The following is a 23,101-nucleotide window of genomic DNA, read 5'->3' as shown; positions in this document are numbered from 1 at the left end:
AGTTTGTATAGGAAAGGGTGAATTAAAAAAGTGAATGAAGTTAATCACGAAATATATAAACCTGTAAAGGCAAACAGGTTATGGATGATTCTTGTATTAGGAACACTTACGGCGATTGGACCATTATCTATTGATATGTATTTGCCTTCATTACCGAAGTTAACGGATGATTTGCAAACAGGTGCATCCCTCGCGCAGCTTACATTAACAGCTTGTTTGCTTGGGCTGTCAGTAGGACAATTATTTGTTGGCTCAATTAGTGATATTTACGGAAGACGCAAACCTCTTATTATTGCTCTTATTATTTATGTTGCTTCTTCTTTACTTTGTGCTGTTGCGCCATCTATTTGGACATTAGTGTTATTGCGCTTCCTACAAGGAGCTTCAGGATCAGCCGGGATTGTTATATCACGTGCGATGGTACGTGATATGTATTCAGGTTCTGAAATGACGAAGTTTTTCTCACTGCTTATGTTAGTAAACGGAGCAGCACCTATTTTGGCACCGATTATTGGGGGGCAATTATTACAGTTTACAACGTGGCGCGGTGTTTTCATCGTTCTTGGAGCAATTAGTGTATTCATGTTAATCTCAGCTACTTTTGTATTGCGTGAAACATTACCTCCTGAAGAAAGAGAAACGGGTGGTTTGTCAGGGACTTTGGCGACGTACGGAAAATTGTTAAAGGACCGTCTGTTTATGGGATATGCATTGTCACAAGGATTAGTAACAGCGGCAATGTTTGCATACATTTCGGGCTCACCATTTGTGTTGCAGAACATATACGGAGCATCACCACAGCAATTTAGTTTATTCTTTGCGATTAACGGCATCGGTATTATTATTGCTAGTCAGGTAACGGGTCGTTTAGCGGGGAAAGTGAATGAGAAGACATTATTTGTTGCTGGTATTATTATCGCAGCTGTTGCTGGCCTATCTTTACTACTGACAATCGTACTAGGAATAGGTTTAATCGGTGTTTTATGTTCGTTATTCCTTGTCGTATCAAGTGTCGGGGTTGTATCAACAACTGGGTTTTCATTAGCGATGAGAAATCAGAAACAAGCTGCAGGAACAGCATCAGCTTTATTAGGCTTATTACAGTTCATTTCAGGAGCTCTTGTTGCGCCGCTAGTAGGTATCGGTGGAAGTAATACAGCATTACCGATGGGGGTTGTTATTGCGCTTTGTGAAGTAGGAGCAGTGTTATGTTATCTATTTATGGCCAGAAGAAGTGAGAAGCAGTTTGAACTGCAGCAAAAACAAAATTTAGAGGCTTAACAAAAAAGAACTGATTCAAAGGGAATGTTTGAATCAGTTCTTTTTTTCATTTCTTTGAAATACCTCATACATATTATTCATGATCGTATCATATAAAACAGCAAGTTTATCCCACACCCAGCGATTACTATCGACTTCTTTTTCCCCACAGTCGATAATATCGGTATGGTCAGTAATTTTATACGCTTTTTTAACGATAATAGGAGCAATCTTCGGTATACGTGGGACTTCCTTTAAGGTATCTGCAAAGTTTCCAATGTAGACATGACCGATGATTTCGATTGTTAATGATTTATCCGATATATTTAGCACGGTATGAAATTGATTTGTATGTTGTTGTTTTAAATATTGAGCTAACTTAAATGGAGCATGCTTCTTCTTTAATACGCGGCGAAGGCTCTCTGTATTTTCGATATGAAGTGATTTTTCGCGAATAAGGACACGAATATCTTCTCCCATAAAAGGTATTGTGTTGTACATAGATGATTCTCCTTAAAACCTTACATATGTTTGCGTTATGCATATGTAAGTCTAGCATGGTTTGTTCTTTATGTGTGCTTACAGTTTTGTAAGGTGAGTAGTAAAGCAGTGCAAAAGTTATTTGTATAAAGTGACGATACTGTGACAAACATGTTGGTATACATGTTACGATGTCGTCTTAAGTGTAAAAAGTAGGATGTTCTCGGTATAATAACAAGTGGAGATAAAAGAAACTATAATGAGTAGTAGCTGTAGATAAAAGGAGAAGAAGAGATGAAGAAGGTTTTGGGTATTGCTGTAATGGGAAGTATGATCCTTCTAGCAGGATGTAATGGAAATAAGGATACGAAAGAACCGAAAGAAAAGGTAGAGCAATCTACAGAACAAACAGAAGAAATGAAAGAATACCTTGCAGTACATGAAAAATACGATTTGAAAATGAATAAAGAAATTAATAACGCACTGCAGTTATTTGAAGTGGCAAAAGAAAAGGGCGGTAAGGAAATAACGACTGCTACATATAAAGAAGATGTGCAAAAGGTAACAACGAGCATGTTAGAAGATATTGATCATATACGAAAAGAAATTCGTGTTCCGAAGTCGAAAGAGCAAGAACATGAGGTATATGTCGGTTTCTTGAATGAATCGGAACAAGCAATGAAAAAATTACAGAAGTTAGCTAAAGAAGAAGATTCATCGTTGATTCGTGATATAGAAATTAATTTTGCAACAGCATCGACATACTATAAACGTTTTCAAGCAGAAACGAAAAAATAACCTTGCCTATGCAAGGTTATTTTTTCTTCTTACTACCGCCTACTTCTTTATTTTATTTCTCTTTTATATTCTTTTTTCGTTCCATCAGAGAAGACAACTTCTAAATCGAATTTTTGATAGTCTTTATCAAGTTTGAACACGTTCACTACTTGATCGATTACTTCTTGATCAGGAGTATCTTTATCAAATTTTAATTCTTGTAGAAGTGGGCTTAATTTTGTGATAGCCTCGTCTCCTGTTAATTTTACATCTGCTTTATGATCTTCAATTTTTGCTTCCATTTTCTTGTCAGCTGCTACATTTTTATAGTCTGCTTCGTAGTCTTTCTTTGTATCTTGGTAGTCTGCCTTTAAATCGAATTCATTGAAGTTTAGTTTTAAATCTGCAGGAGCCTCATTTTTTGCTTCTTCAGTCGTCTTTTTATTAGAAGTTGTGTCTTCTTTGGCAGGAGCTTTACATCCTGTTAATGCAGGTACTAGCATAAGAGCTAATAAAACTGATAGTAGAATTCTCATTATAAATTCCTCCTTATGTAAATTCGTTCTATACAAGTTTTTCCCAAAAACATGTAATTATGTATGTGTTGAAAATAAATTATTATCCTGCAGTCACAAGGGCTAATCCGCAATTTAAATCAAAAACGATTTGTATGTATATGGTAAATTGAAGTTGTGAGGGAGGGGCTAAAATGCATGAAGAATATAAAGAGATAATAAAAAAATCAATTGAATATATAGAGAATCACTTACATGAGGAGCTTACAACAGAAAGAGTGGCATCTCACAGTGCAGTATCGATGTACCATTTTCATCGCATCTTTCAAAGATATGTTGGGATGAGTGTAACAGATTATATTCGAAAGAGAAGGTTAACTCATGCTGCGCAAGTTTTAGTGTCAACGGAGAGAGCTGTTATTGATATTGCAGTGCAATACGGTTTTTCCTCACAAGAGGCATTTACGAGAGCTTTTAAAAGAATGTTTCAATTGCCACCAAAGAAATATCGAAAGTACTTTCAGTCATTTTATATAGAAAGAGAGGGTGTTTCAATGCAAAAAGGTATACCGAAAGGATGGATCTTAAGTGGAAGTCATCCTGCTGAATATGAGATGGGTTTAGATTATGAAGTTGTCCATCAAGGAAAAGTATCTGCATACATAAAAGCAAAAGAGAATGTTACGCATGGAGGATTTTCAACATTAATGCAAATGTTCCGAGCGGATAAATATGTAGGGAAGAGATTACGTTTTACAGCATTTATTAAGAGTGAAAATGTAAGAGATTGGGCAGGATTGTGGATGCGAGTAGATGGAAAAGATACAGAACCGCTCGCTATGGATAATATGCAAAATCGCCCCATTAAAAATACGAATAACTGGCAATCGTACTCGGTTGTATTAGATATAAAAGAAGAAGCACTTGGTATTGCATTTGGTGTTTTATTATCAGGAGAAGGTTGTGTGTGGCTAGATAGTATTCGATTTGATGAAGTAGATGAAAAAATCCCTTCAACAGATTTGGCAGAGAACTTTTATGAAACACTTTTAGAAGATCCGGTGAATCTACAGTTTGAAGAAGTAGAAAAATAAAAACAAGGAGAAAAGATATGCTCAAATATGTAAAACTAATAAGTATTAGTTTAGTAATATCGTCGTGTATTATGGGAATTAATTATTTAGTTAGCTATCTTTGGTCAGGGCATATACCTTCTTTGACGTGGAGAACATATTTGATGTTTGTGTTTATATTTATGATGAGTTTTGGTTCAATGCAAAAAGAAGGAAAAGAGGATTATTGACAATAGTCTTTTTCGCCTTTCTTTCATTAACACAAATGGTTGTAACTGTGCCACATGAAATGCTTTCTAAAACATATCAAACAATCAGTGAATTATTTCCTGCAACATATGCAGCGAATGGCTATTATACAATAATATTTGGAGGAGTTAGTTTAGAGAGAAATATTATTTCATTATTAGTTATTGTATTGGTTACACAATCAGTAGCAGTGATGACTTTAGCTATAAAAGGAATGGTAAAGGGAAGAAGAAGCTCTGTAGTTAAAGAAGTATAAAATAAAAAGGTATCCTCGGTGGGATACCTTTTTATTAGCACTTATTATTTTGTAACTTCTGTCCACTTGTAGTTAAACTCACCACCGAAGTCAGTTGTTACAAGTCCTTTAATGAAAGAGCGTTGTAAGTAAGAACGGCCTTGTTGGTATAAAGGAGCGACAGCGCCGTCTTGTAATAGAATTTTTTCAGCTTGCTTCATTGCTTCAAAGCGTGCTTTTTCATCGCCAGCTAAATCTGTTTTCACTTTATGAATTAGCTCATCGTACTCTTTGTTAGAGTATTTATCGAAGTTATAAGCACTATCTGTTGTAAATAAATCTAAGAATGTAATTGGATCAGCGAAGTCAGGGCCCCAGCCGTCAATACCAATTTCATAGTCACCACTTAATAGTAGTTTTAGCTGTTGTTTACGTGGTTGTGGTTTTAAATTCACTGTTAATCCATCTAGGTTCTTTTCTAATTCACCTTTTAAATATTCACCAGTCTTTTTAGCTAAAGCATTGTCACTTGTTAATAGTTCGATTGTTACTTTGTCAGTACCAAGTTCTTGTTTTGCTTTTTTCCAGTTTTCTTTCGCTGTTTTCACATCATCCTTGACTAGATTTCCATTTTCTTTACGGAAGTCATTGCCTTCTGGGCTCTTTGCAAATTTCGCAGGAACCATTCCTTCAGCTGGAACAGCGCCGTTATTTAAGATTGTTTCTACGTAAGCTTTTTTATTCATTGCGCCGTTAATAGCAAGGCGTGCATGTTGATTTTTTAATGTTTCATTTTTCTGATTTAATCGTAAGAATTGAATACCGACTTCAGCGCGTTCTTTGAAGTTTGGATCGCTCTTATATTTATCAACAAACTCTGCAGTTAAAGCAACACGATCAATTTGTCCTGAATCATATAAGTTCACTTCTGTAGACTTATCTTTAACGACATTGAAGTTGATTTCTTCTAATTTTACAGTTTTAGCATCCCAATAGTTAGGATTTTTCTTCAATTGGAAGCTTTGTTCATGTTTCCAGTTATCTAATGTGAAAGCACCGTTATAAATTAAATGATTTGTTTCTAAACCATATTTATCGCCTTGAGACTTTAAGTACTCTTCATTAATTGGTAAGAATGTTGAGAATGTAGTTAAGCTTAAGAAGTAGGGAACAGGACGGTCTAGTTGTACTTCTAACGTTTTATCATCAACAGCTTTGACCCCTAGTTGATCAATTGGCAATTGTTTTTGGTTTATTTGTTTCGCATTCTTTATATCGAAGAATAAGAATGCGTATTCAGCTGCTGTATCAGGATTTACGGCACGTTGCCAAGCGAAGGCAAAGTCCTTTGCTGTAACAGGAGTACCGTTTGACCATTTTGAATCACGGAGATGGAATGTATATTTTGTTTTATCGGGACTAATGTCAACCGACTCAGCGACACCAGGAACCGGTTTATTATCTTCTCCCATTGCATATAGCCCTTCAAAAACATTACGCATTACGTTCATGGATTCCCCATCCGTTGCTTTTGCAACATCCATTGTTGGAATTTCTGAAGCGAATGATAAGTTAATTGCCTGTTTATCAGGTGCTTTATCGTTTGCTTTCGCTCCGCTTGCATTATCTTTATTTCCCCCGCAAGCAGTTAGTAATAGACTTGCCCCTAAAACAGATGCAACAACAGGTACAACTTTTTTCTTCATTGTTCGTTCCTCCCTAAATGTGTTGTTCGTAACGTCATAATGTCCGTGTCTTGAAGTAGCTATAGAAGGAGATAAAACCTATTATAAATATTTGTTTATAGGTAATCAGGTGTTCTATATGTATATACATGTTGAACTATAATCTATCGTTATATGTTTCAACGTAGTAGACATTATATTTTGATGGTGAAATATTTTGTTTCTTTGATTATTTAGAATATTAACACTGAAAAGAACTATATGTCAATAATAAAAATAGATTGCTAATTTCTCAGAATAATATATTAAAAAAGCAGATTCTCATGTGTGAGAGAACCTATTTTTAATATATTTTGCTAAAAAAACAATTGGTGTGGGCTAATAATAAGTGGGGATGAAGAAACCCCCACTTATTAAAGTTTCACTTTATTTTTCAATTTTTGCCCACTTGAAGTTTAATTGACCTGCAAAGTCTACTTGCACAATTCCTTTCACATAAGAACGTTCTAAATAAGATTCGCCTTTTTGGTAAAGAGGAGCGATAACAGAGTCTTTAAATAATATTTTCTCGGATGCTAGTAATGCTTCCCAGCGAGCTTTTTCATCACCAGCTAAAGTTGTTTTCACTTTTGCTATTGTTTCATCGAATTCCTTATTAGAGTAATGATCTAAGTTATAAGGGTTATTCGTTGTAAATAGCTCAAGGAATGTAATTGGATCCGCAAAGTCAGGGCTCCAGCCATCAATTCCGATTTCGTAGTCACCTTTTAATAAAAGCGAAACTTGTTGCTTACGCGGCTGAGGTTTTATATTTACTGTTAATCCATCTAGATTCTTTTCTAGTTGTCCTTTTAAGAATTCACCAGTTTTCTTATCAAGGTCAGCATCACTCGTTAATAATTCTAATGTTATCTTTTCAGAACCAAGCTCTTGTTTAGCTTTTTTCCATAACTCTTGTGCAGATTTTGTATCAACTTTTGTTAAATCGCCGTTTGCAGTACGGAAGTCTTTTCCTTCAGGTCCTTTTGCAAAGTTTTTTGGAACGAGACCAAATGTTGGTGTAGAGCCATCATTTAATAACGTATTTACAAAGGATTTTCTATCAATTGTTTGATCAATTGCTTGGCGTGCAGAAACGTTTTGAAGTACTTTGTTTTGTTGATTCATACGTAAAAATTGTACGCCTACGTTTGGACGTTCTTTAAAGTTAGCATCCTTTTTATATTTATCGACGAAGTCAGATGTTAGTTTTATACGATCTAATTGTTTTGACTCGAATAAATTTACTTCTGTTGATTTTTCTTTTACGACATTAAAATTGATTTCTTCTAGTTTGACAGTATCTTTATCCCAATAGGTAGGGTTCTTCTTAAATTTAAAGCTTTGTTCGTGCTTCCAATCGCTTAGTGTAAAAGCTCCATTGTACAAGATTGTATTATCTTCTAAAGCGTACTTATCACCTTGTACTTTAAAGAATTCCTCATTAATTGGTAGAAATGTTGGGAACGCTGTTAAGCTAATAAAATAAGGAACAGGACGCTCTAATTCTACCTCAAACGTATGGTCATCAACTGCTTTTACACCAAGTTGGTCGGCTGGAAGTTCTTTGTTGTTAATTTTTGTTGCGTTTTTAATATCAAAGAATAAAAATGCATATTCAGAGGCTGTTGCTGGATCTACGGCACGTTGCCAAGCGAACACAAAATCTTTAGCTGTAACAGGAGTGCCGTTTGACCATTTTGAATCTCGCAAATGGAATGTGTATTTCGTTTTATCGCCACTTACTTCATGAGATTTTGCAACACCAGGAACAGGTTTGTTACCTTCACCAAGATTATACAAACCTTCAAATACGTTTCTCATTACTTGACCAGAATCAGTATCTGTAGCACGAGCCGTATCCATTGTTCGTATTTCAGTAGGTGAAGATAAGTTTAAAACCTGTTTACTAGGTGCCTCGTCTTTTGCATTTGCTCCGCTTGCTTCGTTTTTATAACTACCGCAACCAGTTAATAAAATACTTACTCCTACAACTGATGCAATACCGGGTACAAACTTCTTTTTCATTTGATTTTCCTCCTAAATAATTAAGTTTGGATGATGATGAGGGAAATGAAAAATAAAAAATCCCTCTTTTCATATTGAGAAAGAGGGATTTTTACGTACAAGTTATGCACCCGTATATAAACGAAGTCCCTCATTCTATCTTTCAAGCATAAAGCTTGCAGGAAGTGGCACAGTATTCAAAATGAACCTGTTGCCGAGGTTTCAAAGGGCCAGTCCCTCCACCTCTCTTGATACAATGAGTAAACGAATAAATTTTATTAATTTTTGTGTTTCTTTGATAATTCAAAATCTTACACCTTGAATAATGAAGTGTCAACTAAATGAAATATAGTTTAAATTTTCAGTTTTCTTAAATGAAAAAACCACTGCATATGGCAGTGGTTTTTCTACTAGAAGTTAAAGTTATCTGGATCTGGACCAACGCGACGATCTTCATTTAAAGCTTGAATTGCTTTCATATCATCAGCACTTAATTCAAAGTCGAAGATGTTTGCATTTTCAATAATGCGATGTTCTTTAATTGATTTGGGAATTGTTACAACTTCGTTTTGTAAATCCCAACGTAAAATAATTTGCGCAGTTGATTTATTATATTTTGTCGCAATTTCTTGTAACGTTGGATTATCTAGTAGTTGTCCTTGCATTAATGGTGACCAAGCTTCAAGCTGGATATTATGTTCTTTACAGAATGCATGTAACTCTTCTTGTGCTAAACGTGGGTGGTATTCCACTTGGTTGACCATTGGCTTAATTTCAGCAATTTCAAATACGTCTTGTAAGTGGTGAATGTGGAAATTACTCACACCGATAGCGCGAACACGGCCATCTTTATAAAGTGTTTCTAATGCTTTCCATGATTCAGTATATTTCCCTTTTACAGGCCAATGTACTAAATATAAATCTAAATATTCTAGACCTAATTTCTCTAATGTAGTTTCAAATGCTTGAAGCGTTGTTTCATATCCTTGATCGCTATTCCATACTTTTGAGGTAATAAATAATTCTTCACGTGAAACACCGGATTCACGAATCGCTTGCCCAACGCCTTCTTCATTTTGATAGATTGCTGCAGTATCGATGCTGCGGTAGCCATTTTTAATTGCTGCTTTTACAGAATCAATTACTTCTGAACCATCTTCTACTTTAAAAACACCTAAACCAAACCAAGGCATTTTTACACCGTTATGTAATGTTGTATAGTCTTTTAAACTTGTTAAAATCATATTATTTCCCCCTAGCTTTTTTGTTTGTTGCTTCTACTGCTTTTTGAATTGCCTCTGAAAAATTATATTCGTATAAAGTTTTGAGACCTTCAGCTGTGGAACCACCTGGCGTTGTTACTTGTTCGCGAAGGTTAGCTGGATTTTGCGTTTGTTCAAGCATAGAAGCAGAGCCAGAAATCATTTGAATGACAAGATGTTTTGCGGTTTCTTCATCAACTCCATAACTTTTTGTTGCTTCAATTAAGCTTTCAGCAAAGTAATAAAGGAAGGCTGGTGCACTTCCAGTAACTGCAGTAAGCTGATGAACTTCTTCCTCAGTACAAAGTTGCGAAGTACCAATACCTTTTAAAAGTAGTTGCAGGGTTTCTTGATGTATCTCGTTTACTGATTGTCCCATTGTATATAAGGAGATAGACTTTCCAATTTCAGCAGCTGTATTAGGCATAATCCAAGCAACAGGCGTGCCTTTTGGGAGTCTAGCTTCTAAATAAGATGGTCCAATGCCAGCTGCTACTGTTACGACTAGTTGATTTGATATTAACGGAGATAGCTCAGCTAATAACTCTTCATGAGCCGAAGGTGGCATTGCTAAAACAACCGTATCAACAGATGTAACATGCTGTTTCCAATCTGTTGTAGTAGACACATTATATTGATGTTGTAACTGTTTTAGCTTTTCTATGTTGCTTCGGTTAGAGACGATAATTTCTTCGATGTACTCTTTGCTTGTTTTAAGTAATCCGGAAAATATAGCTTCTGCCATACGACCGGCACCAATAAATAAAATTCGATGTTTAGTTAGCATATCCTTTATTCCTTTCTAGTAGAGATATGTTATAAAAACGATATCATCTTTAAGAGAATTTTGTAAAAAGAAAAGACTTATCGTAGATGGAATGGATAATGAGAAGGAGGAAATTCATGCTAATATTAGCTATTATTAATCTCTTTATATGTGTAGCTGGTTTGCTAGAGTGGAAGAGCAATTATAAGGGGCAAGAACATACAAATAATTATATCTAGAAAATAATTAGAATTAAAAAACCCCTGAAGTACATATGCTTCAGGGGTTTACTAATAGAATATAAGATTATGCTTTTGTCATACCAAGTAATACAGCGCCGCCGATAATTAAAACACTACCTAGTGCAATAAAGATCAATTGACGTTTTGTTTTCTTTTCACCTAAGAATACAATCGCACCGAATGTTGAGATAACGATTCCAGTTTGAGATAATGGGAAGCTTGTTGCTACTCCAACACGTGGTAATGAAAGAAGTAAGAATAAGTTTCCAGTTCCCCATAGTAAACCAGACAAAGCATTACGGATTGCATATTTGTTAAATGGTTTATGTTTAGACGTCAGTACAACTGCACCAACAAACATACCAACTGCTTGTGGTAAAATAGCAGACCAACCATCGATATTATACCAACGAATAATAATTACATATACAAGATAGCCGAAAGTAGAAACAATTAAAGTAAGAAGTCCTTTTTTCAATTGTCCAGGTGGCTGAGCATTTTCTTTATCATCTAATGATGTGAATACAACACCAACTACGATTAATAGGATTGCAATCGTTCCCAGAATGATCGTTGTAGTAGTAGTCCACTCACGGAAAGCGATAACCCCAAAGATAGAAGTTGCAACAAGTTGCATACCAGTAGAAATCGTTACAGTAGTTGAAACACCTAGTTTTTCAACTGTTTTTAATTGGTTTACTTGTCCTAAAGCCCAGAATAAACCTGAAATAAAACCAACAATTAAGATTGTCATTGTTAAAGCTGGTTGAGTAAATACATACATAATTGTTGCGAAGAATAGAGCACCGATTGTCATACCTACCGTTTGGCTATATGCACCACCGCCCATTTTTACGCTTACTAATAAGATGTTTCCCCATGCAATTGCAGGAAGAAGCGCTAATAAAATGTCCATTACAAGACTCCCTTCGGTTTGCTATACCAATATAGTTACATATCGTTCTAACGATCGGTAATGCCCCACTAATAGAGTAGAAGATTACCGATCGCTAAAACAGGATGAAGAATTCACGATATAAATGCGTTTTCATTTCTTCATTTTTTGAAACACCTCCATATAATAACAGGAAATTGCCTATTTTAGAAAGTGAATTCAAATAAAATGTATATTTTAATAAGAGGTAAAATTCAGTTATTTCCCGGTGGTATATTTTATTTCCTAAGAAATAAAGAAGCAGCTTCGAAAAAAGCTGCTTTAAGAGTTAGTAATTCTTTTATTAATAAGTTGAATACATAGTAGAAATACGAGTGACATACCGATAGTAATAACTACAAGTGTCCATGCGAGTTGCATATTACTTGCATCAATAGCCATGTAAATTGCAGTTGGGATTGTCTGTGTTTTACCAGGAATGTTCCCGGCAAACATAAGTGTAGCACCAAATTCACCGAGCGCGCGGACAAAGCTCAAAATCATCCCGCTTAGTAAGGCAGGAAATGCGAGCGGAAGTGTAACGTGCAGAAAAACTTGATATTCACTTGCGCCAAGGTCACGAGCACTTTCTTCAATTTGTACATTTGCGATAGAAAATCCCGTTTTCGCTGATTGGTACATAAGCGGAAATGCAACAACTGTAGAAGCAATGATCGCAGCAGTAGATGTGAACATAATAGACTGCTGAAATAATGATTCAACCCACTTTCCGATCGGGCTGTTGTTTCCAAAGATGATAATGAGAAAGAAGCCGATAACAGTTGGTGGAAGTACCATTGGTAATAAAAATATGGTTTCTAATAGTACTTTATATCGCCATGAGGAGCGAGCTAGTGCTCGCCCGACAATTGTCCCTAAAATTGTAACGAGAATAGTGGCGCATGCAGCTACTCTTAAAGATAGAAAGACAGGCGATAAAATAGCATCAATGCTCATAGTAATTAAGACAGGACTGTAAATCCATATTTTTTAAAGATAGATTGTGCATCTTTTGACTGCAAATACTCATAAAATGAAGTCGCCTCTTTCTTATGTTTAGATTCCTTTATAACACCTAAAGGATAGTGGATTGGCTCATGAGAAGTAGCTGCTGCTGTCTCACCAATCTTTACTTTATCCGAAATGAGAGCATCTGTTTTGTATACGATACCAGCATCGACATTCCCTGTTTCTACATATGTTAACACTTGGCGAACATCTTTTGTAAATACGACTTTATTTTGAACATCATTCCAAAGGTTTTCGTGTGTTAGAGAAGCCTTTGCATATTTGCCAGCAGGTACAGATTCAGGTGTACCAAGTGCAATTTTTTTTATTTTTTCATCTTTTAAATCTTGAATTTTTGTAAGAGAACTATCTTTTGGGACGACTAGAACGAGTTCGTTTCCAAGGAGATTTTTCCCCTCTTTTTCATTAATGAATCCTTTTTTTACAAGGGTTTGGAATTTATCTTCTGCTGCTGAGAAGAATAAATCAGCAGGTGCACCTTGTTCAATTTGTTGTTGAAGTGCTCCAGAAGCACCGAAGTTAAAAGAAAGTTTGATATTTGGCTCTTTTTCTTTATATTGTTTTTCGATTTCTTTTAATGCATCTTGTAAGCTTGCAGCAGCTGAGATAGTCAGTTCAACTGTTTTATCCTCTTTAGCAGCTGACTTTGTATGCTTTTCCCCACTTGTACAAGCAGCGCTAAATATAAGAAGGAAAGAAAGTATAAGTGCCCCGATGGAACGTAATATAAATTTATTCATAAAAAAATCCCCTTTCATTTTGACACATCTAATTATAACTAAATATAACTAAATATAACTAGTTATAATTGAATATAATTTGAACATATGTCTATTTTTAAAAAATAGGAGAAATATTCTTTTCTTTGTTACAATGAAAGGAGAAAGTGAGGAATCGTCTATGGATCATCATTCCTACACAACGGAAGAAGTAGCAAAGCGATTAAAAGTATCAAAATTAACTGTATACGACTTAATTAAAAAAGGAGAACTTCCTTCTTATAGAGTTGGTAGACAGATGCGCATTGATGCAGCAGATTTAGATCAATATATAAAGCAAATGAAAACAGGGAAAGTACAAGTTAATCCTGTGAAAAACGATGGTAGTAGTATCTTGAACACGTGTATTATTAGTGGTCAAGAACTAACGTTAGATATGTTAGCTAAACGTATAGAAAATCGTTTGCCAAGTTCTAATGTTTTAAGAGCGTATCAAGGTAGCTTAACGAGTTTAGTGAAAATGTATCAAGGAGAAGGAAGTATCGTTAGTTTGCATTTGTTTGATGGTGAAACGGGTACATATAATATTCCTTACGTAAAACGTATTTTAGTAGGACAGCCATGTCTTATGATTAATTTATTGTCCAGAAATGTAGGGTTTTATGTTCAAAAAGGAAATCCGAAGAAAATAAAGACATGGGCTGACATATCCGGGTCCACTATAAAGTTTGTGAATCGAGAAAAGGGTTCTGGTATTAGAGTGTTAGTGGATGAACAATTACGAATCCGAAAATTAAATAAAGCTGATATTAGTGGATATGAATGGGAAGAATCGAATCATCTTGGTGTTGCCACGCAAGTTGCAAATGGAAAAGCTGATGTAGGAGTAGGTTCAGAAAAGTTTTCGCAAATTGTAAATGTGGACTTTATTCCAATCATGAAAGAACAGTATGATTTAGTAATTTTGAAGAATAAAGAAAATGAAGAGCTGATTGAAGTTGTGAAAGACATTCTGCAATCGGAAGAATTTCATAATGAATTAAATGCGATTGGCGGATATGATATTACGAAAACAGGTCAAATTGTATATGAAATAAAGTGAAACTTTAATCAGTGTGGGGGTTCTTCATCCCCCACTGATTATTAGCCTTCACCAATCGGACTTTAATGGGCAGCCCGACCCCCACCTAACTTCTTTGCTTTCGCTGAATTTTGAGGAGGGGGTCTTACTGCCCATTAAAGCGGGACAAACTAAAAAGCTGCTTGTCTATAAGACGAGCAGCTTTTTCTATATATAAAGGGGTTTGGGGAAACAAAGTGTTAAATAAGACCTTGAGCAAGTGTATAAATGAAAGCCGTAAGAAGAGTAGCTCCACTTGCAAGTCCGATAAAGTCTGATTTGTTGAAAGTAATGTTGTTCATTATAATCTCTCCTTATTTGTTTAATGTAGTTGCAACAGCTTTTGCATCGACAAGTGCGGATAGCACCATGCCCATTGTATTTAAAAATTTATTTGATTTCATATTGTTCATCATGCGTATCCGCTCCTTTTCGAATAGTTGTTGCCCTGCTTATGTCTTAATTATAGGGAATATGGATACTTCCAACTATCGAATTAGCTTACGAAAGACTTACACTTTTGTAAGAAAAAAAGACATTCATGTAAGAATGTCTTTCACAGCATATTGATATGATGATGGTCTTCAATTGTTTTTAAAAAACTACGCATTGAATTCGTCATATAGCTATCTTTACGGCGTATGAAAACCGTTGAAATACTGCCGTATTTTTCAGGGATTGCATGACAATGTACCTTACCTGCTTTAGAAAGATGATGGACAGCAGACTGTGGTACGAGTGTAATTCCGAGACCGAGTGCAACACTGTTTAATATTGTCTCTAATATATTGAATTCCATAATTCTTTTTGGTAGCAAACCTTCGTCTTTAAGCCAACGTTCTAGTTTGGAGCGGTATCCACATCCTTGGTTAAAAACGAGTAGAGGCGTTGTTGTAAATTCTTTTATATGAAAGGCTTTATTTTGTGTTATAAGCATTAATTTCTCTGTACTAACATCGTATTGTTCGATTAGTGGATGTTTAATAGGACCTGATATAAAGGCGCCATCTAATTGATGATCAAGTACTTCTCTAATTAATTCTTCTGTTAGACCCGCTTGTAATGATAAATCGACATTCGGATAGCTTTTATAGTAAGAAGATAAAATGGTAGGCAGTGTACTTACTGTTTCGACTGTACCGATTTTTAATATACCAGAAGGTGTTTCGCTATCTAAAAATACTTGTTTTAGTTCGTCGACATCTTGCAAAATTTTACTAACATAAACGAGCATTTTTCTTCCTTCAGCTGTTAAAGTCATTCCTCGTTTATGGCGGTAAAAGAGTGGGGTTTTTAATTCGTTTTCTAGTTGTTTAATACGTGCAGTTACATTTGATTGTACATAATTTAATTCCTTTGCTGCGCTACTTACACTACCCTGATCGGCAACGCTTTTAAAGATTTGTAAGTCTCTTAATTCCATTTTGTAATCCCCCTTGATGTTAACTATCATTATAAATGATAGTTAACATCATTTTGAATCATTTTACGTGATATATTTTTTCTTTTACAATTCTCTTTGTGCAAATAGAAAGAAACGGGGGATTGCGGTGAGAAGAGGTCAAATGATAATAGGGGCTTTGGCGTGTTTAATTGCGAGTATGTCATGGGGAGCGATGTTTCCAGTTGCTGATCATGCGCTAGAATACATAGATCCATTTTATTTTTCGCTTATTCGCTATGGAGCAGTGGCGATAATGCTGATTGTATTGTTGTTAGTGAAAGAAGGAAAACAGGCATTTTGTTTAGAGGGAAGAGGAAAGTTACTCGTCTTTTTTGGAACGATGGCATTTACAGTATATAATGTCCTCATATTTTTAGGGCAAATGTTAATGGGTAAGTCGGGTGTAATGGTAGCTTCCATTATGGAAGCACTTATGCCGATGATTTCTATTTGTATTTTATGGGGATATAAGCATATAAAACCGAAGAAGTATATGATAACGAGTATGGTTATTGCTTTTGTAGGAGCTGTGTTTGTTATTACAAAAGGTGACATGAGTTTCTTTGTAACATTGAAAGATAATATGTTCCCATTAGCATTTATATTTATTGGTGTTGTAGGGTGGGTTATTTATACGATGGGTGGTCAAACTTGTAGTGATTGGTCAACATTACGTTATTCTACGTTGACGTGTGTATTCGGTACGACTGTTACAGCGATTATAACGGTAATTATTACGTCGCTTGGATATATTTCAGTTCCAAGTATGGGAACGATTTCTATTGTGAAGTATGATTTGTTATTCATGATGACATTGCCAGGTATTGTAGCGCTACTTGCTTGGAACTATGGTGTGAAAATTTTATCATCCATTAATGGGATTTTATTTATTAATTTTGTACCAATTACGACTTTAGCTATTATGATGATGCAAGGGTATCAAATCACAATGTTTGATATTATAGGGACTGTACTTGTTATTGCAGCGCTTATTCGCAATAACGTTTGCCAGAGAAAAGAAGAAAATATAAATAAGAGAGTTTTACAAGAAGAACAATTACGTCAAGCTGTTTAATAGGCAAATGGAGGATTTCACATGTTAGAAAGTTTATTGTTTTTCTTCGCCGTCGGAGTTGCCTGTGAGCTTGCAGCAATTAATCGAAATGGTCGTAAAAAGATAAAACAACAAGCTGAGCTGATACAGCTTTTAAAAGAATTGAAAGAAAGAAAAAATTAAAAAGACGACCGGGCATAGACGGTCGTCTTTTTCTATATAAAGGGGAAAGGGGACACAAAGTTATACAAGCGTAGCAGCGTAAATGAAAGCAGTAAGAAGAAGAGAGCCGCTAGCTAATCCTAAAAAATCTAATTTGTTAAAAGTAATGTTATTCATAATACATTCTCCTTACTTGTTTAATGCAGAAGCAACAGCTTTTGCATCGAAAAGAGCCGATAATACCATGCCCATTGTATTTAAGAAATTGTTCGTTTTCATTTTGTTCATCATATTGATCCACTCCTTTTCGAATAATTGTTGCCCTGTTTCTGACTTAATTGTATGAAATATAGTAAGAAGTAACTATCGAATTAGCTTACAAGAAAATTACACTTTTGTAAGAATTGAAATTTAACAATTCATCCTTAATTTTATTACCAACTCCTAAAACTTAGTGTTATAATTATTATAAGAATATGATTATACTTCGGATGTTTAGAAAGGAACGAAATAAATGTATAAACCAATTACATTTTTGTTGAAATATATATTTAAAACAGCTGGGAAAGTAGAAGTACAAGGAAGAGAAAAGCTACCAGAAGGTGGACCCTATGTTGTTGCATGTACACATACAAGTTTTATGGATGTATTAATGTTAGCTACAGGGATGTATCCAACTCAAATTCATTACATGGCCAAAAAAGAATTATTTGAAGGGAAATTCAAAAATTGGTTCTTTAAAAATGTAAATGCATTCCCTGTAGATCGTGCGAATCCAGGACCAAGTACACTTAAAATTCCATCACGTTTATTAAAAGAAGGAAAGGTAGTAGGGATTTTTCCGAGTGGAACAAGATCAGCGGAAGATGTTTCATTAAAAGCGGGTGCTGTGACAATTGCGATGCGTTCCAATGTTCCGTTAGTACCAGCAGCTTATGTTGGTCCATCAAGTGTAAAAGAATTAATAAAGGGGAAAAAGGCACAATTGATTTTTGGAGATCCAATTCAAATTGAGGCTGGAGAACAAATAGATCGAAAAACCGCTATGAAAATGATGACGGATCAATTAAATGAGAAGTTTGAGGAGTTAAAAGAAGCTTTGCAATCAAATCAAAAATAAGAAAAGACGACCGGGCATAGACGGTCGTCTTTTCTATTACTATTTATAATAAAGGGGAAAGGGGACACAAAGTTATACAAGCGTAGCGGCGTAAATAAAAGCAGTAAGAAGAATCGAGCCACTAGCTAGTCCTAAAAAATCTAATTTGTTAAAAGTGATGTTATTCATAATACATTCTCCTTACTTGTTTAATGTAGAAGCAACAGCTTTTGCGTCGATAAGAGCGGAAAATACCATGCCCATTGTATGTAAGAAATTGTTCGTTTTTATTTTGTTCATCATATTAATCCGCTCCTTTTCGAATAGTTGTTACCTTGTTTCTGACTTAATTGTATGAAATGTTGCGGAAAGTCACTATCGAATTAGCTTACAGAAAAATTACACTTTTGTAAGAGAAACGAATGAAGGTGTAATGATAAGAAGATTTGACATATGTTCATGAGATTCATTAAGTTAAAGGTAGAGGTGAGTGTATGGCTAATATTAAAGATATTGCAAAGATGGCGGGAGTTTCAGTTACGACTGTTTCGAGAGTGTTGAATGATCACCCATATGTAAGTGAAGAAAAAAGAAAAGCGGTTATAGAGATAGTTGAGAAATTGAATTACTCGCAAAACGCAAATGCTGTTCATTTATCAAAAGGAAAAACGAATATTGTTGGTGTGATTTTACCGTATATTAATCATCCGTGTTTTGATGCGATGGTGAGCGGAATGATGGAGACTGCGTTAGCGCATAATTACAGGGTGCTACTTTGCCAAACGAATTATAATAAAAAAGAAGAAATGAAAAGTTTACATATGTTAAAAACAAAACAATTGGATGGTCTTATTATTTGTTCACGTGCAAATGATTGGGAAACGATAGAACCGTATGCTTCTTACGGCGCAATAATTGCCTGTGAAGACAATGATATTTCAAACATCTCAAGTGTATATACGAATCATTCAGCGGCCTTTCAATTAGGAATGGATTATTTGATTGAGAAAGGTTATAAAAAAATTGGTTATTGTACGGGAAGAAAATTAGGGCCGAGTAGTCAAAAGCGTTTTGATGTTTATAAACAGCAATTGCAATCTATAGACGAAGAGGTTAATGAAGAATGGATTTTTACAGAATGTTTTACACTAGAAGATGGTGTAAAAGTGGCTCATAAGTTAAAAGAGATGCAGGATCTTCCTGAAGCATTAATAGTAGCAGGTGATGAAGTTGCGATTGGGGTTATGACAGAGGTTGAAAAATTAGGGATTCAAGTTCCTGAGGATTTAGCGATTATTGGCTTTGATAATCAACCTATCTCGCAAGTGTTACAATTGACAACTATTGATCAAAATTTAAAGGAGATAGGGAAAACTGCTTTTGAAATGTTGCATAGAAAAGTGAATGACGAGAGTTCTGAACAAGAAAAGCTGGAAATTCCATACGAACTTGTGGAACGCTCTACAGTTTAATCGTAATCCGTTATGTGTATAATCGCATAACGGATTATTTTTTTGAAATATCTTTGACAGGAAACGCGTTTCATACTTTATAAAGGAGTTAAACCGGTCTGTAATAATCCATGGATTCTTTTCAAGTGTTAATGCAGTGAATAGAATTTGGAGGAATATGCATGAATGAACTTTTATCGAGTATGAAAAAGTATGTAGATGATGATGAAAAGATTCTGGCTTTTGTGGTAGGGATATTTGAGAAGGATAATTTTATATTATCGTATCAACATGGGGTTTTTGTTGCCACTACTAGACGTCTCCTTTTTTACGGGAAATTTCCGTACTATTCTTCAACATTTAAAGAGTATTCATATTTGTATATAGATAGCATAGATTTTCATCCGTATTTTGAATTTACTTGTAGTCATGAAACCATTCGCGCTAAGTATATTCAGAAAGGGAATGTGGAGCGATTTGTCCGTGCAGTTAGAGCAAATATGAATAATTAATCAACCCTCTGTTTAAACATAATATTTCAATTTTTAAGAGGGAAAATGCGGAATAAAAACCACTTCTAAACCTCTAGGAGATAGTGATACAATGTCAAATGGGGGGAGGGTATGAACTATGGTTAATCAACGTATAAAGGAAATAACACTAATTACAATTGGTTCATTATTATTCGCAATTGGTATTAATTACTTTGCAATTCCAAACCGTTTATCGGAAGGTGGAATTATTGGTTTAACGGTTGTTACGTACTACTTATTTGATTGGTCACCAGGAATTGTGAACTTTGCTATAAATGCAATTTTACTAGCTGTTGGTTATAAATTTTTTGATAAGAAAACAATGATTTATACAATTTTAGGGATTGTAGAAACATCTTTGTTTTTATACGTTACAGAACATATTGAGTATCATGTAAATAGTGATACATTATTAGCAGCTTTATTTGCTGGTTTATTTGTGGGAATTGGATTAGGTTGTATGTTCAAAGCCGGAGGTACATCGGGAGGATCAGCAATCTTAGCTCAGTTAGCAAATCAATATTTAGGTTGGAGTGTAGGTAAAGGCGTACTAATTATTGATATTGTTGTAATTGCTGGTTCTGTATTTATAATAGGGCAAGAAAAGGCGATGTATACACTTGTGGCTGTGTTCATTGGAGCGAAGGTGATTGATTTCATTGTAGAAGGAATGGACACAAAAACGGCTGTTACAATTATTTCGAATCAACCAGATTTAATTCGTGAAGCTATTACGAAAAATATGACACGCGGTGTTACTGTATTAGAAGGGCGCGGCGGATATACTGGTAAAAATAAAGAAGTTTTATATGTTGTTATTAATAAACAAGAGCTTGTTAAGTTAAAACAAGTTATTAGCCGGGTAGATGAAGATGCTTTCGTTGTTATACATGATGTACGTGATGTACTTGGCGGTGGCTTTAAAGCAAGCTAAAAGGTGAACGAGCAAATTCGTTCACCTTTTTTAATTCTTACAAAAATGTAAGTGTAATGTAATGAGATTCAATAGTAGATTTTATTCCCCCTTTTTAAAATGGATGTATATATATCCTGCAGAGGAGGAATGTTTATTATGAAGAAAAAAATGATCACTACTATAATAGCGATGATAGTGATAGTAGTAATGTTACTGCCTACGAAACTTGGACCAGTTATCGATAAATATAATCCATTTTATAAGACGAAAGAATACTATACGGTTGTGAATACAATTGGTCAGCATATTGGTGATGAGTGGTATGAATATGAATTTATTGCATTCGATGAACGTGGTAGAGAGCAGAAAATAAAGAAAACGGTTAAGCATATGTTAAAGAGAGATGAAGCATTAAAGGTTTTTGCAAAAGGACGTTACGGTGAATCGATTGAAGAGATTGAGGTTGCAAATATTCCTATAAATGCGAAGAGCAAACTTTTAACGATGAGATAGTGAAATATACCCCCGGCTATTTTTTGTCGAAAATAAAAATACTGGGTAAGGGTATTTTTGAGATTAACAAAAAAGCCTTAGTCCATATAGACTAAGGCTTTTTTATTATATAAAGGGGAAGGGGGTACATTGTAGTAGCATGGGTGAAAGGTATAAGAAGAGTAGCTACTAGCAATGTAATTTGGTTATGTGAGTGTTCTTCTTATTTGGCTTACTTTCTAACTTTATTGTACGAAATATAAGTAAGGGGAACTATCGAATTACATTACACATAACTTACAAACATGTAAGCCTTCTGTAATGTAATTCGATAGTTAAAAGATAGTAATTTTCATATAGTGTAACTAGAAAGTCTCAATGTATTACTTTCTGTTTGTAATGAAGAATGAAAAACCAACTAATTTTTAATAATCCTCATCTGAATAAAGATGGGGATCCTTTTTTAAACCTTACAACATTGTAAGGTTTACGTAAGTTAATTCGATAGTAAATTTGTCATATTTTTTGCATAATAGATACAGATAGAAAAATAATTAGGGATCTAGTAAGAAGGGAGAAGAATGGGATGCGTAAAGAAGAAGTAGTGAAGTTACCAATTAAAGATTTCTGTAGCTACTTTACTGTTGCCGTAGTGTGTATTGGATTATTTGATATCATAACAAACTTAATTGTTAAATAATATAGATGCTAAAACAAGAAAGGAAGTCCTTTCTTGTTTTTTTATGGGGGCATAAAGATGAAATGGATTGATAGTCATATACATGTTGATCAATATAAGGATGAAGAGAAGAGCAGATTGCTAAAAGAGGTGGAAAATAGTAAGGAAATAAAGGGGCTTATTGCGGTATCTATGAATTATCAATCTTGTAAGGAAACGTTATCTTTAGCGAAGAAGTATCCCTTTATATATCCAGCGATAGGGTTTCATCCAGAGCAACAGATTCATAAAGAAGAGTGTGAACAGATTTATCAACTTATTGAACAGAACGCAGAGGAAATTGTTGCGATTGGTGAAGTAGGTTTGCCCTATTATTTGAGAAAAGAAGATGAAAGAATTGCTGCAGATCCATACATAGCTGTATTGAAAAAATTTATAGAACTAGCTAGTAAGTATAATTTGCCGATTGTATTACACGCAGTTTATGAAGATGCTGACATTGTATGTGATTTGCTAGAGAAATATAAAGTTTCACGTGCACACTTCCATTGGTTTAAAGGAAGCGATGAAACAATGAAACGGATGATGAGAAATGGTTATTATATTTCGATTACACCGGATGTTTTACATAAGGAGAAGATTAGAAAAATCGTTTCGTATTATCCGCTTGAATATATGATGGTAGAAACAGATGGTCCGTGGGAATTTCAAGAAGATGTTATAACGCACCCAAGAATGATTCGAGAGGTATTAAAGGAAATTAGTTCTATAAAAAACATATCCATTGATAAGGTCGCAGAAACAATATATGAAAATACAAGTCGATTTTATTTGAAAGGATAGGAGAATTATAGTTTTAATCATGTAACGGAAAAAGTA

The 23,101-nt window shown here is 34.7% G+C and carries 27 protein-coding genes and 1 riboswitch; of the genes, 14 read left to right on the top strand and 13 right to left on the bottom strand.

Annotated features, from left to right (window positions below):
• The first annotated feature begins 21 nt into the window (after positions 1–21).
• Positions 22–1,281 carry a multidrug effflux MFS transporter gene (locus ACUN13_RS28575; protein WP_444877713.1) on the top strand — a complete coding sequence of 420 codons (1,260 nt, stop codon included), beginning with the start codon at positions 22–24 and terminating at the stop codon, positions 1,279–1,281.
• A gap of 33 nt (positions 1,282–1,314) precedes the next feature.
• Here the strand turns inward: ACUN13_RS28575 and ACUN13_RS28570 are convergent, their stop codons facing one another.
• On the bottom strand, positions 1,315–1,761 hold the full coding sequence (locus tag ACUN13_RS28570) for a hypothetical protein (protein ID WP_242278667.1): 447 nt from the start codon (positions 1,759–1,761) through the stop codon (positions 1,315–1,317).
• Positions 1,762–2,034: 273 nt separating this feature from the next.
• Here ACUN13_RS28570 and ACUN13_RS28565 point away from each other — a divergent pair, with 273 nt between their 5' ends.
• Positions 2,035–2,538: a hypothetical protein gene (locus ACUN13_RS28565; RefSeq protein WP_000756525.1), complete on the top strand. Its 504-nt coding sequence runs from the start codon at positions 2,035–2,037 to the stop codon at positions 2,536–2,538.
• 47 nt (positions 2,539–2,585) lie between these two features.
• Here the strand turns inward: ACUN13_RS28565 and ACUN13_RS28560 are convergent, their stop codons facing one another.
• A complete protein-coding gene (locus ACUN13_RS28560; protein ID WP_001221552.1) occupies positions 2,586–3,053 on the bottom strand; it encodes a YusW family protein in 468 nt (155 codons plus the stop codon).
• Between the two features lie 173 nt (positions 3,054–3,226).
• On the opposite strand from ACUN13_RS28560, the gene ACUN13_RS28555 reads away from it, so the two are divergent.
• The 3 genes from ACUN13_RS28555 to ACUN13_RS28545 are packed head-to-tail and all read left to right on the top strand — an operon-like array spanning position 3,227 to position 4,610.
• Positions 3,227–4,126, top strand: a complete 900-nt coding sequence (locus ACUN13_RS28555) for a helix-turn-helix transcriptional regulator (protein ID WP_000544202.1) — start codon at positions 3,227–3,229, stop codon at positions 4,124–4,126.
• Between the two features lie 17 nt (positions 4,127–4,143).
• On the top strand, positions 4,144–4,335 hold the full coding sequence (locus tag ACUN13_RS28550) for a hypothetical protein (RefSeq protein ID WP_000922547.1): 192 nt from the start codon (positions 4,144–4,146) through the stop codon (positions 4,333–4,335).
• A complete protein-coding gene (locus ACUN13_RS28545) occupies positions 4,332–4,610 on the top strand; it encodes a hypothetical protein (RefSeq protein WP_000156944.1) in 279 nt (92 codons plus the stop codon). The genes ACUN13_RS28550 and ACUN13_RS28545 overlap by 4 nt, the downstream gene beginning before the upstream one ends.
• Positions 4,611–4,654: 44 nt before the next feature.
• Here the strand turns inward: ACUN13_RS28545 and ACUN13_RS28540 are convergent, their stop codons facing one another.
• From ACUN13_RS28540 to modA, 7 genes are all read right to left on the bottom strand, one after another.
• Positions 4,655–6,295, bottom strand: coding sequence for a peptide ABC transporter substrate-binding protein (locus tag ACUN13_RS28540; RefSeq protein WP_000731086.1), 1,641 nt, complete (start codon positions 6,293–6,295; stop codon positions 4,655–4,657).
• Positions 6,296–6,700: 405 nt separating this feature from the next.
• Positions 6,701–8,341 carry a peptide ABC transporter substrate-binding protein gene (locus ACUN13_RS28535; RefSeq protein ID WP_000726482.1) on the bottom strand — a complete coding sequence of 547 codons (1,641 nt, stop codon included), beginning with the start codon at positions 8,339–8,341 and terminating at the stop codon, positions 6,701–6,703.
• A gap of 132 nt (positions 8,342–8,473) precedes the next feature.
• Positions 8,474–8,578: riboswitch (SAM riboswitch) on the bottom strand.
• A 152-nt stretch (positions 8,579–8,730) separates the two neighbouring features.
• Entirely contained in the window at positions 8,731–9,564 is an 834-nt protein-coding gene (locus ACUN13_RS28530) for an aldo/keto reductase (protein WP_000604203.1), read from the bottom strand.
• Position 9,565: 1 nt separating this feature from the next.
• Complete coding sequence (gene proC / locus ACUN13_RS28525; protein WP_000956251.1) at positions 9,566–10,369, bottom strand: pyrroline-5-carboxylate reductase; 804 nt, start codon at positions 10,367–10,369, stop codon at positions 9,566–9,568.
• A 285-nt stretch (positions 10,370–10,654) separates the two neighbouring features.
• Positions 10,655–11,506 carry a GRP family sugar transporter gene (locus ACUN13_RS28520; protein WP_000353544.1) on the bottom strand — a complete coding sequence of 284 codons (852 nt, stop codon included), beginning with the start codon at positions 11,504–11,506 and terminating at the stop codon, positions 10,655–10,657.
• Between the two features lie 300 nt (positions 11,507–11,806).
• Positions 11,807–12,481, bottom strand: coding sequence for a molybdate ABC transporter permease subunit (gene modB, locus ACUN13_RS28515; RefSeq protein ID WP_000020526.1), 675 nt, complete (start codon positions 12,479–12,481; stop codon positions 11,807–11,809).
• A gap of 5 nt (positions 12,482–12,486) precedes the next feature.
• Complete coding sequence (modA, locus tag ACUN13_RS28510; RefSeq protein WP_001031841.1) at positions 12,487–13,293, bottom strand: molybdate ABC transporter substrate-binding protein; 807 nt, start codon at positions 13,291–13,293, stop codon at positions 12,487–12,489.
• A 160-nt stretch (positions 13,294–13,453) separates the two neighbouring features.
• Here modA and ACUN13_RS28505 point away from each other — a divergent pair, with 160 nt between their 5' ends.
• A complete protein-coding gene (locus ACUN13_RS28505; RefSeq protein ID WP_002180310.1) occupies positions 13,454–14,374 on the top strand; it encodes a substrate-binding domain-containing protein in 921 nt (306 codons plus the stop codon).
• 218 nt (positions 14,375–14,592) lie between these two features.
• Here ACUN13_RS28505 and ACUN13_RS28500 read toward each other — a convergent pair whose 3' ends face one another.
• Positions 14,593–14,694, bottom strand: coding sequence for a DUF3948 family protein (locus tag ACUN13_RS28500; protein ID WP_001060017.1), 102 nt, complete (start codon positions 14,692–14,694; stop codon positions 14,593–14,595).
• A 254-nt stretch (positions 14,695–14,948) separates the two neighbouring features.
• Positions 14,949–15,815 carry a LysR family transcriptional regulator gene (locus tag ACUN13_RS28495; RefSeq protein WP_445424071.1) on the bottom strand — a complete coding sequence of 289 codons (867 nt, stop codon included), beginning with the start codon at positions 15,813–15,815 and terminating at the stop codon, positions 14,949–14,951.
• Between the two features lie 127 nt (positions 15,816–15,942).
• Here ACUN13_RS28495 and ACUN13_RS28490 point away from each other — a divergent pair, with 127 nt between their 5' ends.
• Both ACUN13_RS28490 and ACUN13_RS28485 read left to right on the top strand, forming a co-directional pair.
• Complete coding sequence (locus ACUN13_RS28490) at positions 15,943–16,911, top strand: DMT family transporter (protein ID WP_002180311.1); 969 nt, start codon at positions 15,943–15,945, stop codon at positions 16,909–16,911.
• A 21-nt stretch (positions 16,912–16,932) separates the two neighbouring features.
• Positions 16,933–17,073 (top strand): YrzO family protein, encoded by a 141-nt coding sequence (locus ACUN13_RS28485; RefSeq protein ID WP_000894065.1) that lies wholly within the window; start codon positions 16,933–16,935, stop codon positions 17,071–17,073.
• A 60-nt stretch (positions 17,074–17,133) separates the two neighbouring features.
• Here ACUN13_RS28485 and ACUN13_RS28480 read toward each other — a convergent pair whose 3' ends face one another.
• Entirely contained in the window at positions 17,134–17,229 is a 96-nt protein-coding gene (locus ACUN13_RS28480; RefSeq protein ID WP_001060007.1) for a DUF3948 family protein, read from the bottom strand.
• Between the two features lie 337 nt (positions 17,230–17,566).
• Here ACUN13_RS28480 and ACUN13_RS28475 point away from each other — a divergent pair, with 337 nt between their 5' ends.
• A complete protein-coding gene (locus tag ACUN13_RS28475; RefSeq protein WP_000277778.1) occupies positions 17,567–18,172 on the top strand; it encodes a lysophospholipid acyltransferase family protein in 606 nt (201 codons plus the stop codon).
• Between the two features lie 72 nt (positions 18,173–18,244).
• On the opposite strand, the gene ACUN13_RS28470 is transcribed toward ACUN13_RS28475, so the two are convergent.
• Positions 18,245–18,340 carry a DUF3948 family protein gene (locus ACUN13_RS28470; protein WP_001059999.1) on the bottom strand — a complete coding sequence of 32 codons (96 nt, stop codon included), beginning with the start codon at positions 18,338–18,340 and terminating at the stop codon, positions 18,245–18,247.
• Between the two features lie 305 nt (positions 18,341–18,645).
• On the opposite strand from ACUN13_RS28470, the gene ACUN13_RS28465 reads away from it, so the two are divergent.
• The 5 genes from ACUN13_RS28465 to ACUN13_RS28445 all read left to right on the top strand — a co-directional run bounded on the left by ACUN13_RS28465 (position 18,646) and on the right by ACUN13_RS28445 (position 23,065).
• Positions 18,646–19,623 carry a LacI family DNA-binding transcriptional regulator gene (locus ACUN13_RS28465; RefSeq protein WP_001273903.1) on the top strand — a complete coding sequence of 326 codons (978 nt, stop codon included), beginning with the start codon at positions 18,646–18,648 and terminating at the stop codon, positions 19,621–19,623.
• Positions 19,624–19,784: 161 nt separating this feature from the next.
• Positions 19,785–20,114 (top strand): PH domain-containing protein, encoded by a 330-nt coding sequence (locus tag ACUN13_RS28460; protein WP_001004246.1) that lies wholly within the window; start codon positions 19,785–19,787, stop codon positions 20,112–20,114.
• 118 nt (positions 20,115–20,232) lie between these two features.
• Positions 20,233–21,069, top strand: coding sequence for a YitT family protein (locus tag ACUN13_RS28455; protein WP_000248045.1), 837 nt, complete (start codon positions 20,233–20,235; stop codon positions 21,067–21,069).
• Between the two features lie 138 nt (positions 21,070–21,207).
• Positions 21,208–21,564: a YxeA family protein gene (locus ACUN13_RS28450; RefSeq protein ID WP_000728422.1), complete on the top strand. Its 357-nt coding sequence runs from the start codon at positions 21,208–21,210 to the stop codon at positions 21,562–21,564.
• A 736-nt stretch (positions 21,565–22,300) separates the two neighbouring features.
• A complete protein-coding gene (locus ACUN13_RS28445) occupies positions 22,301–23,065 on the top strand; it encodes a TatD family hydrolase (protein ID WP_000871102.1) in 765 nt (254 codons plus the stop codon).
• The last annotated feature ends 36 nt before the right edge of the window (positions 23,066–23,101 follow it).

This window comes from Bacillus cereus group sp. Bce041 (assembly GCF_052646455.1).
Note: the sequence above shows the minus strand (reverse complement) of the source record. Positions and strands in the feature narration are given on the sequence as shown.